Source organism: Sporosarcina sp. So3-204 (genome assembly GCF_058068165.1).
This window is the reverse complement of sequence record NZ_CM176485.1, coordinates 2,022,836-2,045,519: the sequence shown is the minus strand read 5'-3', so window position 1 is coordinate 2,045,519 and position 22,684 is coordinate 2,022,836. Positions and strand designations below refer to the sequence as shown.

The window sequence follows — 22,684 nt, the reverse complement described above, 5'->3', positions numbered from 1 at the left end:
TAGCGAGCCTTTCCCTGAAGAACGTCATCCGTTATAGTAAAGTATAAGGAAGTGAGTTTTTTGATTGAATCAATGAAAAAATGGACAGTAGAACGTCCAAATCAAGAAGTTGTTGAACGTTTAACTGCGGAGTTAGCAATTCCATCCGTACATGCGAAAATACTTGCTTCTAGGGGAATTATTGATCCTGTTGAGGCGAAAGCTTTTTTACATATGGATGAATCGGCTATGCATGATCCTTATTTGATGCACGATATGGAAAAAGCAGTTGAATTAATTCACGATGCAATTAACGAAGACAAGAAAATCGCTGTATATGGGGATTATGATGCGGATGGTGTGACGAGTACATCTGTTTTAATGACGGTACTGGAACAACTTGGTGCGGATGCATTCTTTGTAATTCCAGATCGCTTTAAACATGGTTATGGTCCTAATAAAGACCTTTTTCAAGAAATCTATGAACGCGGTGCTGCTGTATTAATCACTGTTGATAATGGTGTGTCTGGTGTCGATGAGGTAGCGTTTGCAAAGACGCTCGGTTTGGAAGTAGTGATAACAGATCATCATGAACCTGGAGAGAAATGGCCCGCTGCAGATGCGATTATTCATCCGAGACATCCAGAAGGCAATTATCCGTTTGGTGAACTTGCGGGCGTTGGAGTAGCATTTAAACTGGCGCAAGCTTTGCTCGATGAAATTCCTTATGAGTTATTAGAACTCGTTGCAATAGGTACAGTAGCTGACCTTGTACCATTAAAAGGTGAAAATAGATTTTTTGTTAAAGAAGGCTTAAAGCTAATGCGTACTTCTAAAAGACTTGGCATTCAAGCTCTGGCAAAAGTTGCTGGAACAGAACAGGCTCAGTTAAACGAAGAATCGATTGGTTTTATGATTGGGCCTAGACTAAACGCTGTTGGCAGGCTAGGTGATGCAGCGCCCGCTGTTCATTTGCTTATGACTGAAGACGTGGAGGTTGCCTCAGGACTTGCAACAGAATTGGACAATTTAAACAAAGAGAGACAATCACTCGTCACTAATATGACAAAAGAAGCCGAGGAATTACTAAAAGAATTTCATGGAGATTCAATACCATTAGTTATTGTCATTGCAAAAGAGGGATGGAATGCTGGTGTAGTAGGGATTGTGGCATCTCGTCTAACGGAAAAATATTACCGTCCGTCAATTGTGCTATCAATTGATTCTGTAAAACATATAGCTAAAGGATCCGCTAGAAGTATTGCCGGTTTTAATATGTTTGCAGAATTGACGAAAAACAAGTCGATTCTTCCTCATTTTGGCGGACATCCAATGGCTGCTGGTATGTCTTTAAATTTGGATAACCTTGACTTGTTGAGAAAAAACTTAATTGACCAAGCTGGAAGTATACTGACGGTTGATCAGTTGATTCCGAAACTTTCAATAGACGTTCCGTTAACAATAGATGAAATTGATGTTGATGTTTTGGATAAATTGGATTTACTTAGACCATTTGGGATGGACTTTGCAAAACCAGTTTATATGCTGGAAGGTTTATCCGCGTCTTCTGTTCGCAAGATTGGTGCTGCACAAAATCACTTAAAAATCGACTTAACTGATGGAGTAAACACTATTGATGTGATTGGATTTGGACTTGGGGAAATTGCAGATCATATTACACCAGGTGTAAAATTGTCCGTCGCAGGGGATTTACAAGTGAATGAATGGAATGGCAATAAAAAACCACAATTACTCCTTAAAGATTTATCAACAGATGAGTGGCAGTTATTTGATTTACGTGGCATTCGTGAAACTTCCAGATGGCTACATACTATTCCAAAAACAGGAACTGTGTTTATTGCATTTCAGGAATCTACGATTAGGGCGCTACAAACGTCCTTAGAAGGAAATCATATTCATTTAGTTGGCTCGCAACCTATACCAGATGCAGAAAACATTGTGCTACTAGACATACCGAATAATGTATCTGCACTTAATGAACTAATTGGTAAGCAAAATCCAAGTCGTATTTATGCGCATTTCTACGTTCCAGAATCAGTCTACTTTGATGGAATACCCGGACGTGATCAGTTTGGTTGGTATTATAGTTTTCTAAAAAGTCGCGGTAAATTTGACTTTGTTACGAACGGCGAAAAGCTAATCAAGCATAAAGGTTGGAGAAATGATACGGTTAATTTCATGTCAAAGGTGTTTTCTGAACTTGGATTTGTTAAGATTGAAAAGGAACTTGTGTATTTTGTCGAAACGACAGAAAAACGGGACCTAACAGAAGCACCAACTTACCAAGAAAGAGAACGACAAATCGAGTTGGAAAAGAAATTGCTTTATGCACCCTATACGGAATTAAAAGAATGGTTTGAACCATTCCGAAAAGGCGTTATAGAGTAAGAATAAATTTGAAATAGTTTTTATTATGGGGAGGAACCACCAAGATGAATTTGAAAGACTATGTTACTGTCGTCCCAGATTATCCGAAAAAAGGGATTCGATTTAAGGATATCACAACAATTATGGATGATGGTAAGGCGTATAAGTTTGCAACAGATGAAATTGTTAAATTTGCTCAAGAGGTTGGTACGGATATTATTGTAGGCCCTGAAGCACGTGGGTTTATTATTGGTTGTCCTGTAGCTTATGCACTTGAAATAGGTTTTGCACCTGTACGTAAACCAGGAAAATTACCACGGGAGACAATTAGTGTTGAGTATGAACTGGAGTACGGGAAAGATACGTTAACGATTCATAAAGATGCTATTAAACCCGGTCAGCGTGTCCTAATTGTGGACGACTTATTGGCAACTGGTGGTACAATTGGCGCTACAATAGAACTTGTTGAAAAGCTTGGTGGAATTGTAGTTGGATGTGCTTTTCTCATTGAATTATCTTATTTAAGTGGACGTGAAAAGTTAAAGGGATATCCGATGCGTGCCCTTATGACATACTGAGTAAATATTCCTCGGCACGTATTGCGGGGAATTTTTCAATTGCCTTACTTTACACTTTGACCAATTATACATACAATAGATTTATTATCATTTTTATCTGAATTAAACATATGTGTTACATATTAATTAATGATTAAAAGAATAAATCGAAATTACGCTTAACGATGTATGAGTGTCTTTCGGTTATTTGCATAGTTAGAAACTTTATAAATCTGTAAGATAAAAATTATCTTGCTTTGAAAGGGGTGTTAGAATGGCGAAAAATCAAGATATGACAGCAGAAGACTTATTTGTGCTCGTTTCTTCGTATATGAATGATGAGCATGTTGAATTTGTGAAAAAAGCATATGCTGCTGCAGAATCGGCTCATGAAGGACAATTTAGAAGTTCTGGGGAACCGTACATCCTACATCCAATTCAGGTGGCTGGAATTCTCGCAGAGTTAGAAATGGATCCATCAACAGTTGCAGCGGGTTTTCTTCATGATGTGGTGGAAGATACGGACGTATGTCGTGAAGATATTATTCGTGATTTTGGTGAAGAAGTCGCCATGTTAGTAGATGGCGTGACGAAGTTGGATAAATTAAAATATAAATCAAAAGAAGAAAAACAAGCTGAAAATCACCGTAAAATGTTTATTGCGATGGCACAAGATATCCGTGTTATATTAATTAAACTTGCAGATAGACTACATAATATGCGTACGTTAAAACATGTTTCCTCAGAAAAACAACATCGAGTAGCAGCAGAGACGCTTGAAATATTCGCACCACTTGCACATCGTCTAGGGATATCAGCAATTAAATGGGAATTAGAAGATATTGCCCTTCGCTACTTAAAACCTCAACAATATTATCGTATTGTCAACCATATGAAGCAAAAAAGAATTGAACGTGAAAACTATTTAGCGGATTTAATGGTTCAAGTTAAAGTTGAAATTGAGAAAATGAACATACAAGCAGATATTTCAGGACGTCCAAAACACCTATATTCTATTTATCAAAAGATGGTCTTGCAAGGTAAAGAATTTAATGAAATTTATGATTTACTTGCTGTACGTGTAATTGTATCAAGCATTAAAGATTGTTATGCAGTACTAGGGATTATTCACACACTATGGAAGCCAATGCCAGGGCGATTTAAGGATTATATCGCGATGCCTAAGCAAAACTTGTACCAATCCCTTCATACGACGGTTGTTGGACCAGGGGGTGATCCGCTTGAAGTGCAAATACGAACGGCTGAAATGCATAAAATTTCAGAATTTGGTGTTGCTGCGCATTGGGCATATAAAGAAGGTAAATCAATTACGAAGGATCCAAGTGATATTGATTCGAAATTAACATGGTTTAGAGAAATACTTGATTTTCAAAACGAATCTTCTGATGCAGAAGAATTTATGGAGTCACTAAAATTCGATTTATTTTCAGATATGGTCTATGTTTTCACTCCTGAAGGCGATGTGATGGAACTTCCGGCAGGTTGTGTACCAATAGACTTTGCTTTTCGAGTGCATTCTGAGGTTGGAAACCAAACGATTGGCGCAAAAGTGAATGGTAAAATGGTTCCGCTAGATACTGAACTTCATACTGGGGATATCGTTGAAATATTAACTTCAAAACAATCGTTTGGACCTAGTCGGGATTGGTTAAAGATTGCCAATTCTTCACAGGCTAAAAATAAGATTCGCCACTTTTTCAAAAGACAATTACGCGAAGAGAATGTTGTAAAAGGACGAGATCAGATTGAGAAAGAAGTAAAAGCACAGGATTTTGAAGTGAAAGATGTTCTTACACAAGAAAACATAGCACGTGTTTGTGATAAATTTAATTTTACTTCAGAACAAGACATGTATGCTGCAGTTGGCTTTAACGGTATTACTGCTGAACAAGTGGTGAATAGGCTTTCTGAAAAAATGCGTAAAGAACGTAAAAAACAAGAAACGATAAATAAAATTGTTTCAGGTATAGAGTCAGCGCCACCTCAGCGAATGACCGAATCAGGAGTAACTGTTATCGGGATTGATAACATCTTAATAAGACTTTCAAAATGCTGTAGTCCTGTACCAGGAGATGAAATCATTGGTTTTATTACAAGAGGACGGGGCGTATCTGTTCACCGGACAGATTGTCCAAATGTTGATTCGAGTGGGGATGGATTAGATCGTACAATCGATGTTGAATGGTCATTAGGATCTAGCGATGAACATAAAGAATTCCAAGTAGATATTGAAATCACTGGTTATGATAGACAAGGTTTGTTGAATGAAGTGATGATGGTTGTTGCTGAAACGAAGACGCAGATTATAGCGGTTAGTGGCAGAGCAGATCGTGACAGTATTGCCAAAATTAATATGACTATTAAAATTACGAATATTGCTGACTTATTTAGAATTTCGGAACGGATAAAGCAAGTTTCAGAAATTTATTCGGTTGAACGTGTTATTAATTAATAAAGGAAGTTGTTTACTATGAGAATAATATTACAACGTTCAGGCCCAGCCTCAGTCACTGTTGATAAAGAAATAACAGGTTCGATTGAAAAAGGGTACGTCCTACTTGTCGGGGTTACACATAATGATACGGAAGAAGATGCGATTTATGCTGCCAAAAAAATTGCGAATCTACGTTTATGGGAAGACAACGAAGGGAAAATGAATCATTCTATAATCGAAGTAGACGGTGATATTTTATCCGTGTCGCAATTTACATTATACGGCGATATTAAAAAGGGGAGGCGTCCGAGTTTTCAGGATGCAGCGCGCCCCGAACACGCTGAACCCCTCTGGCTCTTCTTTAATCAGAAGTTAATGGAAGAAGGTCTCCGTGTACAAACAGGTTTATTTGGTGAGATGATGGATGTATCACTTGTCAATGATGGACCGATTACGATTATTGTTGACACGAAATAATTAAAAAAGGATCTTCTCTATGAGAAGATCCTTTTTTAATTGGCATCAAAATACTTTAACAATCCGTTATAAATTCCATGTGTAGCTTGTTCTCGAAATGCTTCTGTCGTAATATACCTTTCTTCTGAATCATTGGATAAGTATCCGAGTTCGATTAAAATAGCGTTCTGACTATTTTCACGTAGGACAAAAAAGTTACCCGGTTGCACACCACGATTACGAATAGATAAAGATGAGTCTAACTCACTGTTAACAGCATCACCAAGTTCTTTTTGTCGACTGTGCGTGTAATAAGTTGTGAATCCCGAAATTGAAGAGTCAAGTGTAGCATCGTAATGGATGCTAACGAAAGCATCAGCTGCATATTGATGGCTAGTTGCAACACGTTTACGCAACGTTATATATGTATCGGTTTCCCGAGTTAGTTCTACCGTTGCACCAGCTGCTTTTAATTTAGAAGCAAGAAGTTCGGCTGTCATTAAAGTAATATACTTCTCGTCCGTCCCGCGTTGCCCTGTCGTTCCACGATCATTTCCACCGTGTCCTGGGTCGATGACAATTGTAAGACCATTTAAAGTGCCAGGAACGCGTGCTTTCTTTTTTTCACCAGGTACTTGTTTACTTACAGAATCTTCATCTGCCGAAACGACCCAATTAGCAATAAAAGCCGTATCACCAGTTGGCATTATAATTTCAAACCAATCACCTGTGTTGTTTTTAATTTCAAATTGTTGGCCTGCATCAGCCCTATACGCAATTGCGGAACCTGTTGAAGCTTTCTGGCGTATATTTGTGCCATCGGTTAGTATAGTAACTGTTTTAGGTTTTGATTCACTTTCTTTTTTTACTGTTTCAGTAGAAGAAAGGAGTCCATGAAAAGAATAAACCCACCCATCTTTTTTCTTATCCAATGAGATTTTAACCCAGTTCCCACTAATTTCCTTCACATTAAATATTTTATTTTTGTGGATGACACCAATTTTTTTTGATGCAAGGCTAGCTTCACTTCGAACATTTAATGAATCAACAGAAACGGTAAAAGTATTCATTGCTTTAATAGTTTCGTCAGCTGCGTTATTATTTTGCTCAGATATTTCAGAAATATAATCTGTATGTACCCATCCGGTTATTTCATTTTTTGTAATTCGCGCCCAATTTCCTTCTTTAGTAATTAAAATTGCTTCATCACCAGCATTCAATTTACCAAGAATAGCGGAGCCAATGGAAGGATCTGTACGAATATTTAAACTATCGACCCGTGAAACAATCGTTAAGCTTACATCTGATCCGCTAATTGGAGCGGTTAGCCATGAAGCAATCCAGCCTGTTTGCCCAGATGAAGTGACTTTTAACCACTCTCCTGAAGTGGAAATAATTTCGGCTATATCATTACGATTCAAAGTACCTGTTATCTCGGATGTAAGTCCAGGGCCTGAACGCATATTGATAAATTCAGAATCAATTCGAACAGAATCTGAATTTGCGTATGATGACTTAACACCAGATATAAGGCTGAAAAATAGCATGAAAACAATTAATAATTTAACACTTTTTGTCACATGACCATCTCCTCTTATTCACTAGTATAAGAGAAATTTAGGTAAATAACTACATTTATCTACAATTAGTTGACATGAAGCGCAATTATCATTAAGATTATTAGTAATTGAGCATAGTTATTGCCGAAGATTTGGAAATTAGTTATAAAGCTATCTGATTAGAGAAGGGTTGACGTGGCTGAAATCTCCCCTGCAGATTTTTATAATGAAAAACACCAATGAGGTTTCTTATCGAAATTTAATTAGTAGATAAGAACGGAGCCGACCGTTATTCGGGTTTAAAGAGGGCACTAAATTTGTGCCAATTAGGGTGGAACCGCGGAAGCTATAAAGGCTCTCGTCCCTTGCGTATGCAAGGGGTGAGGGTCTTTTTTTATTTTTCAAAAACTAGTGCTAATCGCTGCCTGCTTAAACTTAAAAGAAAAAGAAAGGGGTTTGAAAATGAATTTTAAAGTGCCTAGAGGAACACAAGATATTCTACCTACCGAAACATGGAAATGGCAAAAAGTCGAAGGAATTATTAATACCGTATGTGAACTTTATCATTATAAAGAGATACGCACACCGATGTTTGAGCAAACTGAATTGTTCCAGCGAACAGTCGGCGAGACTACGGATGTCGTCCAAAAAGAAATGTACACATTTACAGATCGTGGAAATCGTTCCATGACATTGCGTCCTGAAGGAACTGCTGCAGTTGTTCGTTCTTTTGTTGAACATAAAATGTTCGGCTATCCAGATCAACCTGTGAAGCTCTATTATACTGGTCCGATGTTCCGTTATGAGCGCCAACAAGCGGGTAGGTACAGACAGTTTGTACAGTTCGGTGTAGAAGCAATCGGAAGTAATGACCCATCAATTGACGCTGAAGTGATTTCACTTGCTATGGATGTTTATAAACGTGTTGGACTTAGTGAACTAAAGTTGGTGATTAATTCACTTGGAGATACAGTATGTCGCTCTGCTCATAAAGAAGCTTTGGTTGCACATTTTAGTCCTCATATCGAGGGATTTTGTTCGGATTGTAAATCTAGACTTAATAAAAATCCACTTCGTATACTTGATTGCAAAGTAGATAGCGAGAACCCGTTAATTGCTACTGCACCTTCTTTAGCGGACTTTTTGAATGTAGAATCAGCAGCATACTTCGCGTCAGTAAAAAGCTATCTAGATGATGCTGGAATTCCATATGTAGTGGATCCTAATCTTGTGCGAGGCTTAGATTATTATAATCACACTGCTTTTGAAATTATGAGTACAGCAAAGGGTTTTGGTGCGATTACAACGCTCTGTGGTGGGGGAAGATATAATGGCTTAGCTGAAGAAATTGGTGGCCCGTCTGCACCTGGAATCGGTTTTGCAATGAGTATCGAGCGACTACTACTTGCCATGGAGGCAGAGGGTAAAACATTTGAAGCAGAAGCTGAACTGGATGTTTATATTGTGACGCTAGGAGACGATGCGAAACGTATAGGTGTTAAACTGCTAACTGAACTTAGAACAGAAGGTATTCGTTCGGATATGGATTATATGGATCGTAAATTAAAAGCCCAAATGAAATCAGCAGACCGCTTAACAGCGCGCGCAGTAATAGTTATAGGCGATGAAGAAGTTGCAGAAGGTGTCGTTATGTTACGAAATATGACCGACAGATCACAAGAAAAAGTAGTGACAAGTGAATTAATTGAGAAAGTTAAAAACGTTTTATTAACATAAAAATAGCTAAAGAGGCGGATGAATAATATGCAAAGAACACATTATTGCGGCGAGTTATCGGAAAAAGAAGTAGGATCTACAGTAACATTAAAAGGCTGGGTTCAAATTAGAAGAGACCTCGGTGGCTTAATTTTTATTGATCTTCGTGACCGTGCGGGTGTTGTACAAACTGTATTTAATCCTGCTACATCAGCAGAAGCGCTTGAAATTGCAGAAAGTGTTAGAAACGAATTTGTCATAAGCGTTACAGGAATTGTAATTGAACGTCAGGAATCCCAGAAGAACCCACTCATTCAAACAGGTTCAATTGAAGTTCAAGTGTCATCTATTGAAATTATTAACAAAGCAAAAACACCGCCATTTATGATTGAAGATGAAACGAATGTAGGTGAAGAAACACGATTGAAATACAGATACTTGGATTTACGTCGTCCAAAACTTGCAAAAATATTTAAAATGCGTTCAGATATTACGAAAACTGTACGTAATTTCTTAGATGATGAAGGTTTTCTAGAAGTAGAAACACCTATGCTAACTAAATCCACACCAGAGGGTGCGCGTGACTATCTTGTACCAAGCCGTGTACATGAAGGCCAATTCTATGCATTGCCACAGTCACCACAGCTGTTTAAACAGATGTTGATGGTTTCTGGTTTTGATCGTTACTATCAAATTGCTCGTTGTTTCCGTGATGAGGATTTACGTGCTGATCGTCAACCAGAATTTACGCAAATAGATATGGAAATGAGTTTCACGTCTATAGAAGAAATCATTGCGTTAAATGAAAAAATGATGCAAAAAGTAATGAAGGATGTTAAAGGAATTGATGTGCAAATTCCATTTAACCGTATTCCTTATGATGAAGCTATGGCGCGCTTCGGTTCAGATAAACCAGATACACGTTTTGACTTAGAATTAGTCGATGTATCTGAAATTATTAAAGATGCACCTTTCAAGGTGTTTACCGGAGCCGTTGAAGCAGGCGGACAAGTTAAATTAATTAATTTAAAAAATAAAGCTGCTGAATATACACGTAAAGACATTGACGAAGGCTTAAACGAATTTGCTGGTCGACACGGCGCAAAAGGTCTTGCTTGGTTAAAAGTTACTGAAGAAGGCTTAAACGGACCAATCGCTAAGTTCTTCCAAGGTGAAGTAGCTGAGTCATTACTAACAGCTGCAGGCGCGGAAACAGGAGATCTCCTATTATTTGTTGCTGATAAAAAGAACGTAGTTGCGGCTGCATTAGGAGCACTTCGCGTGAAATTAGCGAAGGATCACGATCTTTATGATGCTTCTACTTTTAATTTCTTATGGGTAACTGATTGGCCATTATTTGAATATGATGAGGACGCTGAACGATTCACAGCGGCACACCATCCGTTCACAATGCCATCTAATGTAGATGAGTTGGAAAGTAGCCCTGAAACAGTTCGCGCAGAAGCTTATGATCTCGTGTTAAATGGTTATGAACTTGGTGGAGGTTCACTGCGTATTTATCAACGTGATGTGCAAGAGAAGATGTTCAAAGCACTTGGATTCAGTGATGAAGAGGCGAGAGAGCAGTTTGGATTCCTTCTCGATGCATTCGAATATGGTACACCGCCACATGGTGGAATTGCTTTCGGTCTGGATCGTATTGTAATGCTTCTTGCAGGTTCAACAAATCTTAGAGATACAATCGCATTCCCAAAAACAGCGAATGCGAACTGTCTTGTTACATCAGCACCTGATAGCGTTAATCCAAAACAATTAGCTGAATTAGGAATATCAGTAAACGATGATATTAAGTAAAAAGTATTAAAGTATACCTACTTTTTGAAATATTTCATTAACTAAAACGATTGAATTAGATGAAAATATGTGGTAATCTAAGATTAATACGAATCCTGAAGTGTTCGTTATTTGACCATCAGTTTTGACCGAACATTTCTATCGTAGGGAGCCTGATTTTGAATCGGATGACATGCCTCTAAGGGGAAGTCAGAATATTTGAAGAGGGCACCCACCTGCTGAGAGCGGGTTCAAAACGATACTACAAAAGACGGCACATTTGGGATTCGTGCTAACTTTAAACTTAATCCCCTCTGGTGAAAGTGCAGAGGGGTTTTCTGATGGATGAATTAACATATACTATGGTAGATAGGTGGCGTTTTTCTTGTTGCATCAATTTTCAAGAAACGAATTAGCGATTGGCAAAGAAGGCGTTGAACTTATGCGTAATAAGACAGTTGCTATTTTAGGTGTTGGCGGCGTAGGTTCTTTTGCAGCAGAAGCTTGCGCAAGAAGTGGAATAGGGCGTATTATTCTCGTTGACAAAGATGATATCGATATTACGAACATAAATCGACAATTAATTGCAAATTTATCAACAGTAGGCCGTTCAAAAACCGAAGTTATGTCGGAACGAATTGCAGATATTAATAAAGATTGTGAAGTTATTTCACTACATATGTTTTATACGGAAGAAACAGTAGAAGAATTTTTTAGTTACAAACCCGATTACGTTATAGATGCTTCTGACACGATTAAATATAAAATACATCTTGCTTTAGAATGTATTGCACGCGGCATTAAAATTATTTCAAGCATGGGTGCTGCGAACAAAATGGATCCAACCCGGTTTAAAATTGTAGATATATCCGAAACGCATACCGATCCTGTTGCCAAAGTTATGCGAACCCGACTTCGTAAAGCAGGTATCTATAAGGGGTTACCTGTCGTGTTTTCGGATGAAAGCCCAGTTGTTATTCGTGAAGATGTAGTAGGAACTGTCGGTAAACCTGATGCAGTGATTCGTAAAGCGGAAATGCCACCAGCTTCAAATGCATTTGTGCCATCTGTAGCAGGTTTAATTTGTGCTAGTTGGGTACTAAACGATATCGTTTCTGATATCCCAATTACTCGTGTTAAAGATAAAGTCAAATAAAATTCTTTGATAGTTGCACAGAAATAAAAATCTGTGTGGCTATTTTTGTAAACTAATAATAATATTATGGAAACAATTATGTGGAATAATTGGCTCAACAATAATGATTGTATTGCTTTGCTTTAGAGTCAAAACTAATAGGGGGGAGTATTTTTGAAAGTAGACGATATGATTATAGAAACAAAACGCTTACTTATTCGTCCATTTAAGAATGAAGATTATGCTGAATGGGATAAAGGATATAAAAATAGGCAAGCTTCTACTTATAAACATGACGAGGGCTATGATGAATCATCAGTATATGATCAAGAGTGGTATGAGGATTGGATAAAAGGTTTTCATAAGACCGCAAACAAAGATGTATCATATGTCTTTGGTATATTTCGAAAAGAAGACGGATTAGTTTTAGGGGAGTTAGAGTTATTCACGATATTACGCATGGATTATAACTGGGGTATGATGGGGTATTCTATACATAATCAGTTTTATAGGCGAGGTTATGGAAAGGAAAGTGTACAGGCTGCTGCTGAGTTCTTTTTCTACTCTTTACAATTCCACAGAATTGAACTCCAAATAAATATTGATAATGAACCATCCAAAAGATTAGCAGAAAGTGCGGGTTTTATTTACGAATGCACAAGAGAAGCTTTTTTCTATGAAAATGGAAAATGGATTGATAATCTAATTTATTATAAAAACCGAATCCACTAAAAAATAACCGTTCAGTTAAATTGAACGGTTATTTTTTTCGATTAAAAGCCTAACTTAGTTCTGAATTGATTGACATAAGTCTGACTAACGGCTAAAACTGTTCCATCTATTAATGTTAATTGAAGATTAGAAGTGAAGTCCCTAGAAATCTCTTTAATAAATGAAATATTAACAATATAAGAGCGGTGAATCCGTAAAAAACAGGGTGGTAATAATACTTCTAGATTTTTTAGAGTTTGAATCAAGCTATAAGACTCATTATTTGCATAAAACCATGTTTTCTTATGAAGACTTTCTATATAAGTCACTTCTTCAATTTGAACGGGACTCCAAGTATCTTCTAGTTTACCTGTTAGAAAACTTAGTGGCTCTCTTTTCAAAAAATAATAATTAGTAGGTAGAATAACGACTAAAGCGCCTTGTTGTTGATTAACTGTTATAGGATAGCCGATACCGTAATAAGAAACGCCAAATAGTGAATCGTCCATTAAGCCTTCAAACCGAATCCCTTTTTTAAAAATACTGTCGGCTATACTTCCTTGCTCTACTTTCTGTCCTTTCTTAATTCGGATGTCATGAATACCAGAGATGTAATACAAATAATGGTTGTTCAATGCAATTGCAATTGAAGCATCTTTAGGAATCCAGTCTTTCATTATACCTACAAGCTCTTGAAAACTTTCATTTTCCAATTAAACCACTCCTGTTATTAGAATATTCGACTCTATCGAACTATTTCATCCGACTATAATTGCTTCTGTCTTAAAATATACTGTTCTGTCTAAATAGTCGGACACTTTATAGAATCTGTTATATATTAGTATACATGAACAACAACTGTTATGAAACAGTTGATTATAGAAGACCACAAAACAGGAGGATGATTATTAATGGTATCAAGACAAGAGCAAATTGAAGAATTAGAACAGAGCTGGGCAAAAGATGGAAGATGGCAGGGAATTAAGAGAGATTACTCAGCAGCAGACGTTGTAAAGTTAAGAGGTTCTCTGCAAATTGAATACACACTTGCACAAAAAGGTGCAGCACGGTTATTCAAATCACTTCAAGAAGAGCCGTTTGTAAACTCACTTGGTGCACTTACTGGTAACCAGGCAGTTCAACAAGTTAAAGCTGGCCTTAAAGCTGTATATCTTAGTGGATGGCAAGTAGCAGCAGATGCAAACACTGCTGGTCAAATGTATCCTGACCAAAGCTTATACCCAGTAAATAGTGTTCCAACAGTAGTAACTAAAATCAACCAAGCGCTACAACGTGCAGATCAAATCGATCATGCAGAAGATGGTAATGAAGGTTTTGACTGGTTCGCACCAATCGTAGCAGATGCTGAAGCAGGATTCGGAGGACCGCTTAACGTTTACGAACTGATGAAAGCGATGATAGAAGCTGGAGCTGCTGGTGTTCACTTTGAAGACCAACTGGCGTCAGAAAAGAAATGTGGTCACCTTGGAGGTAAAGTGTTACTTCCAACACAAAATGCTATTCGTAATCTTACTGCAGCTAGACTAGCATCCGACGTATTAGGCGTACCAACAATTATCCTTGCACGAACAGATGCTGAAGCAGCAGATTTGATTACAAGCGATATTGACCCACGTGATGCTAAGTTTATCACTGGCGAAAGAACGCCTGAAGGATTTTATCGCACAAACAAAGGTCTTGACCAAGCTATTGCACGCGGCCTTGCTTACGCACCATATGCAGATTTGATCTGGTGTGAAACGGCAACACCAAGCCTGATAGACGCACAGCTTTTTGCGGATGCAATCCATGCTGAATACCCAGGTAAAATGCTTGCTTATAACTGTTCACCATCGTTTAACTGGAAAGCGTCTGAGTTAACTGATGACGAAATCCTTAATTTCCAAAGAAGTATTGGTGAAATGGGCTATAAATTCCAGTTCGTTACACTTGCTGGATTCCACTCACTTAACCACAGTATGTTTGAACTTGCTCACGGATACAAAGATGATGGAATGGCGGCTTATTCTAAATTACAACAAGCTGAGTTTGATAGTGAAGTAAAAGGGTACACGGCTACTCGCCACCAACGTGAAGTTGGAACAGGTTACTTCGATGAAGTGTCACAAGTCATATCTGGTGGTAAATCTTCTACAACAGCAATGGCAGGTTCTACTGAAACAGCACAGTTTTAATTTCATTTAATTAAAGGGAAGGATGGGGGATTAAAAATATGATCCCCATCACTACCAAACTATTACTCGTTTTACCAAAATAGAAAATGGAGGAGATTATTATGATGGAAAAAGAGATGAAAATTTCAGCTAAAGATAAAGAGTGTAGGGAATGTGGTAATAAAATCGTAGAAAAACATGAATCATATTTATATGAATGCGAGCGTTGTATCGGTAAACATGAACACTGATTGAAAATGTCTCTATTCCTAATTATAGGAAATAGGGACATTTTCTTTTTATTTTGACCATTATCGTTTAAACTATTCTAGAAGGGAGAATATGCTCATGAAATACATAGTAGTAGTCATTCAAATAGCTGTAATCTATTTATTTTTCATGGTCGGCACGTTTTTATCTGACATATTAAGATTGCCTATTCATGGAAGCATCACGGGACTCATATTATTATTTCTCTGTTTAAATTTTAATATCCTTCCAGAAAAATACATCCAATCTGGAGCGGGCTTTATGTTAGCATTTATGCCAGTATTTTTTATTCCATCCACAGTGGGCGTAATACAATACCCTGAATTTCTTTCGCTAAAAGGAATAGTTCTAGTATTAATTGTCATGTTAAGCAGTTTCATAACCATTTTAGTTGCAGGTAAAACAAGTCAATATTTTGAAAAGAGAACAGTATTGAAAGAGGAGTAAAGTGTTATGAATGATCTAGTAATAATCATTGCAGTTATTGGTTTAATATTCGGTTCTTTTGTAGTGATGAGAAAATTGTATGCTCGTTTTTCTACTCCGCTCTTACATCCCGTATTAACAACGACTTTTTTTATTATTTTCGTCCTTATTATTTTAAAAATACCATACGATGATTTTATGGTTGGTGGAAAGTGGATTCAATTTTTATTAGGTCCTACAGTCGTTTCTCTGGCTTTCCCGTTATATAGACAAAGAGAAATCCTTGTAAAATATCGACAAGCCATCTTCATGGGTGTAGGTATGGGTATAATATCCGCAATGTTAAGCATTTACTTATTAGCTATTATCGCAAGAGTTGATCAAGAAATGATTTATACTTTATTACCTAAGTCATTAACGATGCCTGTTGCGCTTCAAATGAGCACAACATTAGGGGGGATTCCTCCAATGTCTGCAGCATTCGTTATGATTGCAGGATTTACAGGGCTTATTCTTGGACCTGCATTTATGAAGATGATGCATATAGATACGCCACTTAGTAAAGGTTTATCACTAGGAAGTGCTTCACATGCTCTTGGTGTAGCAAAAGCAACTGAATACGGTGAATTCGCACTTTCGATGAGTTCAGTATCGATGACTTTAAGCGGTATCGCAGGCTCTGTCATTGGCCCATTAATCATATGGGTTATGAATTTCAGCTAAAAAATAAGCACAATCAATATAATCCTTAGTAGCAAACAATGTTGTTGTCTGCTACTAAGGATTTTTTGTTACTTTAAATTTAAACAGATCATTTTAATCAAAAAATGATAAAAGTAAGTGTGTAAATTCCATCTCAAATGGTAAACCTTAAGGTGAGCGATGATTGGGAAGGAGAATTAAAAAATGGTATTAAAAGATGAACTAATAGAATTAAAAGACATGGAGTTTGAGGAACGTTGTGTGCTAAGTCTATATTTAAATACGAATCCTGCAGATCCAGAACAAAGAAATGGTGCTTGGAAAATTCATCTAAAAACGGGGATGAAAAGACTAAAAGAGTACTTAGAAGCTTCAGATGATAAAAAAGAAATTAAGTTATTTGAAAAAACAAGGGAAAAAGTGATGAAAGAAATAGATGACAATCAAAACGATTTTAATAAAGGCGTCGTAATTTTTGCTTCTGAAATCTCGAATCTTTGGTCAGTGCACTATGTACAAGTTGCGGTTAAGACAAGTTTCCATTGGGAAAACCACCCAGTTCTTGAGGAGCTATATTATATCAACAAAGCTTATCCAAACTCGGGAATTGTATTACCAGGACAGAATTCTGTCAGGATTATTGATACATCAATGGGGTTTGTTAATGAAGAACTGAACTACGAGTTTGATGCTGGTAAAAAGCAATGGGAACAAAAAGGAGAGCATATTATTGGAGGACTTCAAGCTTCTGGAGCAGTTGATGCGGATGCCTTTGATGATCGTCTAAAAGAAAATTTGCTGAGGTTTTATAAAGATATGGGTGCCACTGTAGACCGATTAAAAAAAGAACGTAAGTGGGAAGAAATTCATGTGTCAGGGGAAGCGGAACTTGCGAATTCATTTGCCCAGACATTGCAAGTTAAACCAGCAAGTTGTCTACACAAAAATTTAAACAACCGAAAAGCTGATATTGTGTTACAAGAGGTTTTTGAAAAATAAACTTTAAATACGATTTAATTGAATGCGTATAAAATTTTCTTTTTTGCCACATAATATATTACGACAACAGATTTATCGATTAGATTTATTATTATTGAAAGAGGAGTGCTTAAATGGGAATCTTAGATGGAAATCCGAAAAACGAGCCAATGCATTATGGTGAGGTAATCGGTTGTTGGGCTTTTGTAGGAGCACAAAGAGGTCTTATTAGTGGCTATGAAGCATTTTTAAACCATGCTGCGGATAAGGAGTTCGTGAAACTTATTCAAGAAGCAATAGACATGTTTAAATCTCAGAACAAGCAAGTTGAGAAAATATTAAAAGATAATGGGATTACACCACCACCGACCTTGCCTGAACGTCCAAAATGTTCTGCTGATGATATTCCTGCAGGTGCACGACTAATGGATCCTGAAATAAGTGGCGCAGTTTCTATAAACGTTGGTCAGGGTCTTGTATCATGTAGCCAGGTAATGGGACAATGTTTAAGGGAAGACATTGCCATGATGTTTGGTAAGTTTCATGTAGAAAAAGCTTTATTTGGTCTTAAGCTGTTAAGATTAAATAAAGAAAAAGGTTGGCTGATTCCACCGCCACTTAATATGAATAAAACATCATCAGACGAATAGAATATATTTAGATATCCATTTTAATTTAGAATGAAAACAAGCATATCCTATTTTAGGGATATGCTTGTTTTTGGTTAAAGTACAATATCAAATAAGGATTTTAAAAGATGATTTTTTTCTTCCTCACTTACTACTTTTTTTCGATTTATCCCATTTTCAGTTATTTTAAGATTTCTGTCTGTTAAAGTAATTTGACCATTTATCGTATTTCGTGAAGCGACATCTACTTTGGTGAATGAAGATTCCCTAGAAACTTGATTATATACACAACCTTCATGAAAGTCGATGAGTTCTTTCTGAGCTGTACTAAATCTATAAATAGTTCTTTCTCCATATTTATTGCGCATGACTAAGTCATAAAATTCGTTTTCTAAAGAATTAATCCAATATGTTCCTGTTGAATCGTTAAGTTTACGACCAGACAATGGAATTGGAATACGGGGTGTAGCGGCACCAAATCCCACATCAACGAGATAAGGTTCATCCAAAAATACAATTATTGCTGCATGCGTATCTGCTTTTGCCCATTTTCCATTAGTCCTTAGAACTGTTGCTGCAACTAAGTGGACATCGTATTTTAGTGTATATAATAACCAGTTAAATAATCCATTCAATTCATAACAATAACCACCACGATTATTAATGACAATTTTTTCATGAATTCGTTCTAGATTAAGATAAATTGGAACTTTTAGAATAACATCAAAATTTTCAAATGGGATGTTTTGTAAATGAAGTGTTTGTAGTTTACTAATATTTTCAAGAGAAGCTTTCTCGAAAGGTAAACCGTCAAACCTACTTAAATAGCTTTTAGGATCCAAAGTAATTTTCCTCCTTTGGTATTAAATAATCAATTTTGTAATGTCAAAACTAGTTATGATTTTGACATTTATTCATTTTTGTTTATTAAATTTGGCGGTATAGAACCGCTGAGCCCTAATTTTAAATTATATGCAGCTAAACGGGACATTTTTGTTTCATTTTCAATTGTTGCAGAGCCAATATGCGGTAATGTCACTAAATTTCTACAGCTTAAGAGTGGGTGATTTACAGGGATCGGCTCAACTGCATAAACATCAGTACCAGCCGCATGTATTTCGCCGTTATTAAGTGCACTAAGCAATGCCGCTTCGTCAACATTCTGACCTCTTGAGCCGTTAATAAATATGGCAGATGCCTTCATTAATTCAAACTCATTTGTTCCAATCATATTTTTCGTTTCCTTTGTTGCTGGTACCATTAAACAAACAAAATCAGATTCTGTTAGTAGGTTTTGCATTGATACATAAGATGCGTCAAGGTCATTTTCTATTGCTAATTTTCGTGAACGATTATAATAGAGAATTTCCATATCGAATCCAAGTCTTGCCCGTTTCGCAATTGCTTGGCCGATACGCCCCATACCGATAATGCCAAGCTTTTTATGATGAACATCAGAACCGAATAGATCGGCCGTTAATGGTCTAACCCAATTTCCAGACTTTACGTATTGATCCATTTCAGGAATTCTTCTTGCCGTAGCAAGTAATAGTCCGAAAATAGCGTCTGCAGTCGTATCAGTTAAAACATCCGGTGTATTTGTTGCAAAAATATTCCGTTTTGTTAATTCTATTAAATCCAAATTATCATATCCTACAGACACGTTAGAAACGATTTTTAAATTCGGGGCGTTGTCTAACAAAATCTTATCTATTGTAAGCGATAAACCAATAGTTCCAACTGCTTTATTTAGGGCACTTCTAAAATAATCATCTTCAAGTGTTTCATTATTTTCAAAATGAATAATTTTAAAATCAGTTCTTAAATCTTTAAGTACTGATTCAGCAATATAGTTGTAGGCTATTATAGTTGGTTTCACATTATTCCTCCTAAAATTAATGCCAAATACCTGCGATTATATTTTAGATGGCAATAGTCTATTTATTTATTTTACGCACAATTTTGATATATAGTCAACAATAGTTAGGAATACTACAGTAATTTAGTCGGGTTGATACCTTGATAACTCCAAAATGTTGCCGAATTAATTAAGAGTTTTCGTGATATATGTTTTATAATAATCAGACGTGGTATATGATAATAAGTAGATTTAGAAAGAAGGTGTTTAAATGACACTGATATATGTCGGAATATTTATAATTTCTCTGGCGTTCGCAGTTGTATCAATTTTTATAGCTAAATTACTTTTACGAACTTCTAAGGTTATTTCGACTTTAAGTAACACTGTAAGAGAAGTCGAAATGAAAACGGAAAAAGCAATTACTGAATTAGAAGGTACGCTTTTGGCAACAGAAGTAACGGCAGCTGATTATCAAATTAAATTACAGGCTGTAGATGGATTGTTTCTAACTATTCGAGATATTGGTGATACTTCTCAAATTATAAGTGGAGAATTTCTTTTGCGAACAAAGAGATTTAATTCTGCGCCTAATCTACCTGGAACACTGTTTTTTGTGCGCTCGATACAAGCGGCAGAATATAGCTTTAAGCTGCTTAAAGCTTGGAAACGTGGTCAAAATGTATCATCATAACGGTTATTAGAAAGAGGGGATATAATGGATTTAACAGGAATAGGTGTTTTGCTTATCGGTATTGCTTTCTTAGTATTAGCAATATTTTTAGCAAAAGTATTAAATAATCTAGGAAATGTACTTGACGGGGTAGAGAAAACGGTTGAGCAAATACCTGAACAACTAGATACTATTATGAATGAAACAGGAAACTTAATTCATCATAGTAATGAGACGCTTTCGGATGTTAATGAAAAACTGAGTACTTTAACTCCAATATTCCATATAGTCGGTGATATAGGTGAAACTACTCGGAAATTCTCTTCTTCCGTGGTGGATGTCACTGCTTCAGTAAAAAATAAAATAGACACAACAGCTGATGAAGAAGCGCTGAACAAAAGACTTGGCGGGATTTATGGAGCTATTGCACTTGGTTATTATGGTTGGCAGAAAAAGAAGGAATTTAAAAATGGACTTTCTAATAATTCCAATTGCAATTTGTATCAGGAAGGAAAAGTTCGTGCTTTAGAAATTGAAAACATAAAAAAGTGAGTGTGGAGAAAATTCCACACTCACTTTTTTGTGTTTTTTATTGAGTGTTCTAATTCGTTTTTGTTTTGTGAAAAGAAGTAGAGAAATGAAAGCAAACCATAAATTCCTTTATACTTCTTACGCTGTGAAAACTCATTCGCTCCGGTTGTATTCTCTTTTAAAGCAATCGTTTTATTTAGTACAACTGATGATAATTCCCGCGCTGAGACACCAACATCTTCAACAATATCAAAAAGGGGATTAACTTTTTTAATTTGCTCGTTTACAGTAACTATTGTTTCGTTACTCGAATGAAGAATCGTTGTCGCTTGTCCAGATATATCAGTCAAAGTTGTAGGTAATTGATCAGTTGTTCTCTGTACATTTTCAAGAATATTAGAAACTTTCTTTAACGGCTTCATTAGGAAAAAGACGAGTACTAAAAATGCTATGCCAATTAACAATACACCAATGCCTAACCAATCCATTAGTTTCGCCTCTTTTCTTTTTTGAAACCATAATATATTCGTGCAGCTACTTCTGTTAATCCTGTTGTTTGCCGCATCAATTCTGCGTATTTTTCGGGAGGATTAGCTACTTCATTAGACAGTTTTTGAAAAGATTGATTTACATATTGCGTTGAAGTGCTTAGCTCCTTTGCTGAAGTTGTTAAACCGTTAAAAGTATTTAATTTATTTTCAGCATCTTCTGCGATTTGATTTGTTTTTGTCACAAGCAAATCGGCTTTAGTTGTAATGCCGCCTAGTTTTGTTTCAACCCGTTTAAGTGTTTCTGAAACATCAGCAATTGACTTTTTTGCACTTTTTAGCGTAATAACAGTAAAAACTGCGATTAGCAGTAATGAAAGCGCTGCTATCAGTGCACTGACATATAATAGTATTTCCAATAAACCCACCTCCATAATACTTCTAGTATACATGATTAACTTATACCTATGTACTTCCACTTCGGCTATAAAATTAAACATTAAAAATGGGAAGTATTATGAACCTATACAACCCAGTAAAATGCTGCATAAGATAGTAGAAGTAGGTTGCTAACTTTGTAAATATAGAGAAAAGTTTTGACTGTCCAACTTTATGGGAGGAGCTGGTTTATTTTTAAATTTAGCATTATATCGTCTTTCTATTTTTTTCTTATCAATTGGAAAGAATGCAATTTTAATCAGCTTTCTATTTCCTTCAAGTAATGAGGAAAAGTTAGTTGTTTATTTTTATTTCAAAATTTTTCTAGGAAGATGACTAGGCTTTAAAGTAATTAATTAAACATTAATCAATATAGAAAAAGATAACTTTTCATGTGACTTGTCAGCTCTTCATAGATTGGAATATAAACAAATTTGAAAGGGGGAATACTTTATGGAAATATATGACGTTGTGTTGATTCCGTTAATCATTGGTTTAATAGAAGTTTTTAAAGTTTTCGGTATTTCAAAAAAAGTCATGCCAATACTCTCGTTGGTATTGGGTATTCTAGCTGGAACCATTTATATTTATCCACATGATCTTAAAGGGGGCGTGCTAGTCGGATTGATGATGGGGTTGTCAGCCAGTGGTATGTATTCTGGCGGTAAAGCAATCATCGTTAAAGATAAAGTAGAAAAACATGTAGATAAGATTGCTAAAAAGAAATAGAAGCGTCTATAGAGATGAATTGTATAGTTTTGTAAAGA

23 protein-coding genes, 1 other RNA gene and 1 other annotated feature are annotated in these 22,684 nt (G+C 36.3%); of the genes, 18 read left to right on the top strand and 6 right to left on the bottom strand.

From position 1 onward, the window contains the following. The first annotated feature begins 60 nt into the window (after positions 1–60). From recJ to dtd, 4 genes are all read left to right on the top strand, one after another. Positions 61–2,388: a single-stranded-DNA-specific exonuclease RecJ gene (gene recJ / locus AC3RV6_RS09995; RefSeq protein ID WP_489745894.1), complete on the top strand. Its 2,328-nt coding sequence runs from the start codon at positions 61–63 to the stop codon at positions 2,386–2,388. Between the two features lie 44 nt (positions 2,389–2,432). After that, a complete protein-coding gene (locus tag AC3RV6_RS09990) occupies positions 2,433–2,945 on the top strand; it encodes an adenine phosphoribosyltransferase (protein WP_489745893.1) in 513 nt (170 codons plus the stop codon). Positions 2,946–3,198: 253 nt separating this feature from the next. After that, complete coding sequence (locus AC3RV6_RS09985; RefSeq protein ID WP_489745892.1) at positions 3,199–5,397, top strand: RelA/SpoT family protein; 2,199 nt, start codon at positions 3,199–3,201, stop codon at positions 5,395–5,397. A gap of 18 nt (positions 5,398–5,415) precedes the next feature. Further along, on the top strand, positions 5,416–5,856 hold the full coding sequence (dtd, locus tag AC3RV6_RS09980; RefSeq protein WP_489745891.1) for a D-aminoacyl-tRNA deacylase: 441 nt from the start codon (positions 5,416–5,418) through the stop codon (positions 5,854–5,856). 35 nt (positions 5,857–5,891) lie between these two features. Here dtd and AC3RV6_RS09975 read toward each other — a convergent pair whose 3' ends face one another. Next, positions 5,892–7,415, bottom strand: coding sequence for an N-acetylmuramoyl-L-alanine amidase family protein (locus tag AC3RV6_RS09975; RefSeq protein WP_489745890.1), 1,524 nt, complete (start codon positions 7,413–7,415; stop codon positions 5,892–5,894). A 117-nt stretch (positions 7,416–7,532) separates the two neighbouring features. Further along, positions 7,533–7,763 (top strand) — a binding site (T-box leader). Between the two features lie 93 nt (positions 7,764–7,856). On the opposite strand from AC3RV6_RS09975, the gene hisS reads away from it, so the two are divergent. The 5 genes from hisS (at position 7,857) to AC3RV6_RS09950 (ending at position 12,771) form a co-directional block, all read left to right on the top strand. Continuing rightward, positions 7,857–9,131, top strand: a complete 1,275-nt coding sequence (gene hisS, locus AC3RV6_RS09970) for a histidine--tRNA ligase (RefSeq protein WP_489745889.1) — start codon at positions 7,857–7,859, stop codon at positions 9,129–9,131. A 27-nt stretch (positions 9,132–9,158) separates the two neighbouring features. After that, the gene (gene aspS, locus AC3RV6_RS09965; RefSeq protein ID WP_489745888.1) at positions 9,159–10,925 is read left to right on the top strand and encodes an aspartate--tRNA ligase; all 1,767 of its coding nucleotides are present in this window, start codon (positions 9,159–9,161) and stop codon (positions 10,923–10,925) included. 89 nt (positions 10,926–11,014) lie between these two features. Beyond that, positions 11,015–11,195: non-coding RNA, 6S RNA (ssrS, locus tag AC3RV6_RS09960), on the top strand. Positions 11,196–11,289: 94 nt separating this feature from the next. Continuing rightward, positions 11,290–12,060: a tRNA threonylcarbamoyladenosine dehydratase gene (locus tag AC3RV6_RS09955; protein ID WP_489745887.1), complete on the top strand. Its 771-nt coding sequence runs from the start codon at positions 11,290–11,292 to the stop codon at positions 12,058–12,060. Positions 12,061–12,213: 153 nt separating this feature from the next. Continuing rightward, positions 12,214–12,771: a GNAT family N-acetyltransferase gene (locus AC3RV6_RS09950; protein WP_489745886.1), complete on the top strand. Its 558-nt coding sequence runs from the start codon at positions 12,214–12,216 to the stop codon at positions 12,769–12,771. Between the two features lie 41 nt (positions 12,772–12,812). Here the strand turns inward: AC3RV6_RS09950 and AC3RV6_RS09945 are convergent, their stop codons facing one another. Next, positions 12,813–13,463: a LytR/AlgR family response regulator transcription factor gene (locus AC3RV6_RS09945; protein ID WP_489745885.1), complete on the bottom strand. Its 651-nt coding sequence runs from the start codon at positions 13,461–13,463 to the stop codon at positions 12,813–12,815. A 198-nt stretch (positions 13,464–13,661) separates the two neighbouring features. Between AC3RV6_RS09945 and aceA the strand changes: the two genes are divergently transcribed. From aceA to AC3RV6_RS09915, 6 genes are all read left to right on the top strand, one after another. Further along, positions 13,662–14,945 carry an isocitrate lyase gene (aceA, locus tag AC3RV6_RS09940; protein WP_489745884.1) on the top strand — a complete coding sequence of 428 codons (1,284 nt, stop codon included), beginning with the start codon at positions 13,662–13,664 and terminating at the stop codon, positions 14,943–14,945. Between the two features lie 101 nt (positions 14,946–15,046). After that, positions 15,047–15,175 carry a protein YhfH gene (gene yhfH / locus AC3RV6_RS09935; protein ID WP_489745883.1) on the top strand — a complete coding sequence of 43 codons (129 nt, stop codon included), beginning with the start codon at positions 15,047–15,049 and terminating at the stop codon, positions 15,173–15,175. A 97-nt stretch (positions 15,176–15,272) separates the two neighbouring features. Next, positions 15,273–15,641, top strand: coding sequence for a CidA/LrgA family holin-like protein (locus AC3RV6_RS09930; protein WP_489745882.1), 369 nt, complete (start codon positions 15,273–15,275; stop codon positions 15,639–15,641). Positions 15,642–15,647: 6 nt separating this feature from the next. Next, the gene (locus AC3RV6_RS09925; protein WP_489745881.1) at positions 15,648–16,343 is read left to right on the top strand and encodes an LrgB family protein; all 696 of its coding nucleotides are present in this window, start codon (positions 15,648–15,650) and stop codon (positions 16,341–16,343) included. A gap of 183 nt (positions 16,344–16,526) precedes the next feature. Further along, entirely contained in the window at positions 16,527–17,321 is a 795-nt protein-coding gene (locus AC3RV6_RS09920) for a VLRF1 family aeRF1-type release factor (protein WP_489745880.1), read from the top strand. Positions 17,322–17,434: 113 nt separating this feature from the next. Next, positions 17,435–17,950, top strand: coding sequence for a DUF3231 family protein (locus AC3RV6_RS09915; protein WP_489745879.1), 516 nt, complete (start codon positions 17,435–17,437; stop codon positions 17,948–17,950). A 74-nt stretch (positions 17,951–18,024) separates the two neighbouring features. On the opposite strand, the gene AC3RV6_RS09910 is transcribed toward AC3RV6_RS09915, so the two are convergent. Both AC3RV6_RS09910 and AC3RV6_RS09905 read right to left on the bottom strand, forming a co-directional pair. Further along, on the bottom strand, positions 18,025–18,771 hold the full coding sequence (locus AC3RV6_RS09910) for an arylamine N-acetyltransferase family protein (protein ID WP_489745878.1): 747 nt from the start codon (positions 18,769–18,771) through the stop codon (positions 18,025–18,027). Positions 18,772–18,839: 68 nt separating this feature from the next. Beyond that, a complete protein-coding gene (locus AC3RV6_RS09905; protein ID WP_489745877.1) occupies positions 18,840–19,808 on the bottom strand; it encodes a 2-hydroxyacid dehydrogenase in 969 nt (322 codons plus the stop codon). Positions 19,809–20,058: 250 nt separating this feature from the next. On the opposite strand from AC3RV6_RS09905, the gene AC3RV6_RS09900 reads away from it, so the two are divergent. After that, complete coding sequence (locus tag AC3RV6_RS09900) at positions 20,059–20,481, top strand: DUF948 domain-containing protein (protein ID WP_489745876.1); 423 nt, start codon at positions 20,059–20,061, stop codon at positions 20,479–20,481. Between the two features lie 24 nt (positions 20,482–20,505). Continuing rightward, positions 20,506–21,012: a DUF948 domain-containing protein gene (locus AC3RV6_RS09895; RefSeq protein ID WP_489745875.1), complete on the top strand. Its 507-nt coding sequence runs from the start codon at positions 20,506–20,508 to the stop codon at positions 21,010–21,012. 20 nt (positions 21,013–21,032) lie between these two features. Here AC3RV6_RS09895 and AC3RV6_RS09890 read toward each other — a convergent pair whose 3' ends face one another. Beyond that, positions 21,033–21,479: a DUF948 domain-containing protein gene (locus AC3RV6_RS09890; RefSeq protein ID WP_489745874.1), complete on the bottom strand. Its 447-nt coding sequence runs from the start codon at positions 21,477–21,479 to the stop codon at positions 21,033–21,035. Next, positions 21,479–21,898, bottom strand: coding sequence for a DUF948 domain-containing protein (locus AC3RV6_RS09885; protein WP_489745873.1), 420 nt, complete (start codon positions 21,896–21,898; stop codon positions 21,479–21,481). The genes AC3RV6_RS09890 and AC3RV6_RS09885 overlap by 1 nt, the downstream gene beginning before the upstream one ends. A gap of 472 nt (positions 21,899–22,370) precedes the next feature. Between AC3RV6_RS09885 and AC3RV6_RS09880 the strand changes: the two genes are divergently transcribed. Further along, the gene (locus AC3RV6_RS09880; RefSeq protein ID WP_489745872.1) at positions 22,371–22,646 is read left to right on the top strand and encodes a hypothetical protein; all 276 of its coding nucleotides are present in this window, start codon (positions 22,371–22,373) and stop codon (positions 22,644–22,646) included. Positions 22,647–22,684 lie beyond the last annotated feature (38 nt).

Excerpts from the sequence above, each read along its gene's own strand:
- aspS (WP_489745888.1), top strand. The coding sequence starts at position 9,159 with ATGCAAAGAACACATTATTGCGGCGAGTTATCGGAAAAAGAAGTAGGA.
- AC3RV6_RS09900 (WP_489745876.1), top strand. The coding sequence starts at position 20,059 with ATGACACTGATATATGTCGGAATATTTATAATTTCTCTGGCGTTCGCA.
- AC3RV6_RS09880 (WP_489745872.1), top strand. The coding sequence starts at position 22,371 with ATGGAAATATATGACGTTGTGTTGATTCCGTTAATCATTGGTTTAATA.
- AC3RV6_RS09920 (WP_489745880.1), top strand. The coding sequence starts at position 16,527 with ATGGTATTAAAAGATGAACTAATAGAATTAAAAGACATGGAGTTTGAG.
- AC3RV6_RS09925 (WP_489745881.1), top strand. The coding sequence starts at position 15,648 with ATGAATGATCTAGTAATAATCATTGCAGTTATTGGTTTAATATTCGGT.
- yhfH (WP_489745883.1), top strand. The coding sequence starts at position 15,047 with ATGATGGAAAAAGAGATGAAAATTTCAGCTAAAGATAAAGAGTGTAGG.
- AC3RV6_RS09915 (WP_489745879.1), top strand. The coding sequence starts at position 17,435 with ATGGGAATCTTAGATGGAAATCCGAAAAACGAGCCAATGCATTATGGT.
- AC3RV6_RS09985 (WP_489745892.1), top strand. The coding sequence starts at position 3,199 with ATGGCGAAAAATCAAGATATGACAGCAGAAGACTTATTTGTGCTCGTT.
- hisS (WP_489745889.1), top strand. The coding sequence starts at position 7,857 with ATGAATTTTAAAGTGCCTAGAGGAACACAAGATATTCTACCTACCGAA.
- AC3RV6_RS09890 (WP_489745874.1), bottom strand. The coding sequence starts at position 21,479 with ATGGATTGGTTAGGCATTGGTGTATTGTTAATTGGCATAGCATTTTTA.
- AC3RV6_RS09895 (WP_489745875.1), top strand. The coding sequence starts at position 20,506 with ATGGATTTAACAGGAATAGGTGTTTTGCTTATCGGTATTGCTTTCTTA.
- AC3RV6_RS09990 (WP_489745893.1), top strand. The coding sequence starts at position 2,433 with ATGAATTTGAAAGACTATGTTACTGTCGTCCCAGATTATCCGAAAAAA.
- dtd (WP_489745891.1), top strand. The coding sequence starts at position 5,416 with ATGAGAATAATATTACAACGTTCAGGCCCAGCCTCAGTCACTGTTGAT.
- AC3RV6_RS09930 (WP_489745882.1), top strand. The coding sequence starts at position 15,273 with ATGAAATACATAGTAGTAGTCATTCAAATAGCTGTAATCTATTTATTT.
- aceA (WP_489745884.1), top strand. The coding sequence starts at position 13,662 with ATGGTATCAAGACAAGAGCAAATTGAAGAATTAGAACAGAGCTGGGCA.